The organism is Coprobacter sp., from assembly GCF_982436375.1.
In genome coordinates, this window is the sequence record NZ_CEWDCG010000310.1 from 1 (window position 1) to 2319 (window position 2319).

Sequence of the window (2319 nt, forward strand, 5' to 3'; positions counted from 1 at the left end):
TCTATAAAAGAAAAAGAGACCGAACTCTAAAAAAATCTTTTGGGTCGCCCCCTTTCTTAATTATGTGTGTATTTCGAATCAACTATAATATTACAGTGATTTAGCTGATGGAGGGACATTCTTCAAATCACTGCCCCATGCTTTATTCGCCTTATCACCCATTTTTAACACAAGTTTTCCTCCATTGGCAATATCACTATGATTAAACCACGGTTGGTTCAACTCTTTTCCATTTAAGGTTGCACTCTGAATATATTTATTTTCATCGCTACAATTCTCGGCAATAATTTCAAATATTTTTCCATTGCTTAAAGTCATTTTTACATACGGAAACATCGGACTACCGATATTATAGGTAGGACTACCCGGAGTCACCGGATAAAAGCCCATCGAGCTGAATGCAACAAAAGCAGACATACCGCCTCCGTCTTCATCTCCCGGAACTCCCATAAGATCATTGCGAAACCATTCTTTCAATAACGTGCGAATACGTTTCTGTGTCATCCAAGGTTGACCGGCATAATTATAAAGATACGGAATATGAAGACTGGGTTCATTCGCCATAGAAAATTGTCCTACATTACCCGTATGATCCGGTAACTGTGCATAGAAAGAATATTTTCCCCGTCCCAACGGTTCACGGAAAGTTTGGTTCAAATTTTCTATAAAACGATCAGTTCCTCCCATTATAGCGATCAGATCTCCGACATTATGAGGTACATCCCAACGATATACCCAAGCATTATTTTCACCATAATATTCGCGAGCACCTTGTCCTCCTGAAAAACGATAATCAAATGGTTCTATAAATTTACCATTCTTATCTTTCGGATGAAAGAATTGAGTCTCAGGGTTATACACATTTCGATAATTGTACGAGCACTTTAAATAATGTTCCGCATCATCTTTCTTCCCTAAATCTTCAGCAATCTGGGAAAGACACCATTGATCATAACTTGTACCTAAAGTAACCGCTATAGGTTGCCGCTTCTCAAAATGATGAACTTCAGGAACTGTTTCCTTTTCTCCCGGTGCTAAAGCCGGAATGTAACCGTTCTTTTTATAAAAATCATCTAACCAACCTGCAGGTTTTCCGCTCCACGGAGCTAAAGTTTTTTCTTCTATTCCTTTTTTACATACCAAATAAGCTTTTTCCAAATCAAAACCTCTCAATCCTTTAGCGTATGCATCCGCAACTGTCGCAACGGCATGATTCGAATTCATCCGACGAGAATCGCCAGTGATTTCAGGGAAGGTTGGCATCCACATATCACCCATCTGTTCTGCCATCAATATATAAGACCGAATTACATTCGTTTCGGTCAACGTGTCTATCAATACGCGCAAAGGATGTGTCGCCCGATATGTATCCCAAATCCAATCGTCCGTATAAAATGCATTTCCACCATCTTCATGTACTTTCCCGTCAAATGCACTAAAATATCTTCCATCTTCACTGATATTGACGGGACGCTCATAACACCGATATAAAGAAGTATAGAATATAGTCTTTTCATTTTCATCAGGACTCTGAACCTCTATTTTACCTAAAGCATCATTCCAAACTTTTTTCCCGGCTTCCGCCAAAGCATTCACATCATAGAATTTTTGTTCACGTTCCATATTGCTCTTAGCTTGTTCTTCGCTAATAAAAGAAATGCCGTAACGAATTTTCTGCACTTGAGCTTTATCTCCGAAATATAATGCAACACATGCGTTATTTCCGCGAATAGTGTCCAATTCGGTATTTAACTTATTATCTTGCAATACACCGGTCTTTTCGGGTTTATTTTCCGTTTCGAGATAAAGATATACCCGAGTGTTATTCTCAAGCTGCTGATATCCGCTTACCGTATTATCATTTACTCGCATCGCTCCGTTTTTACTATTCAAAATCAAATAAACCGAAGCATCTTTTTCATACGAAATTTCATATTGAGCCGATTGATGACTCGGAGCATACTTTATATCTGTATTTTGTTCATCAAGATATACCCTATAATAATAAGGTTTTATAACCTCATTATCATAAGTATAATTCACGACAGGACGTAGAGTTTCTTCACGACCTTGATAAGGACTCAGATTAAATGCACTACTTCCACGATGGCTGGTTACAATTAAGGGTAATCCTTTAATTTGGTCGGACGTGTAATCAGGACGTTCAGGATAAACTCTTAACATAGAGTTCGGAAGATGAATAGTAGGAAATGTCGGAACCAGCAAATGGCTGATATTTCCCATGTAAGGATTTACGTAATCTACCGGAGTTTTTTCTGTAACATTCGGTGTGCTACAGGAAACCAACAAGGCTAACGC

Annotated in this window: 1 protein-coding gene; it reads right to left on the reverse strand. The window is 38.5% G+C overall.

What is annotated here, in order from left to right; genetic code table 11:
* Positions 1-90 precede the first annotated feature (90 nt).
* The gene (locus AC1WHX_RS11955; RefSeq protein WP_481229451.1) at positions 91-2310 is read right to left on the reverse strand and encodes a GH92 family glycosyl hydrolase; all 2220 of its coding nucleotides are present in this window, start codon (positions 2308-2310) and stop codon (positions 91-93) included.
* Between the last annotated feature and the right edge of the window lie 9 nt (positions 2311-2319).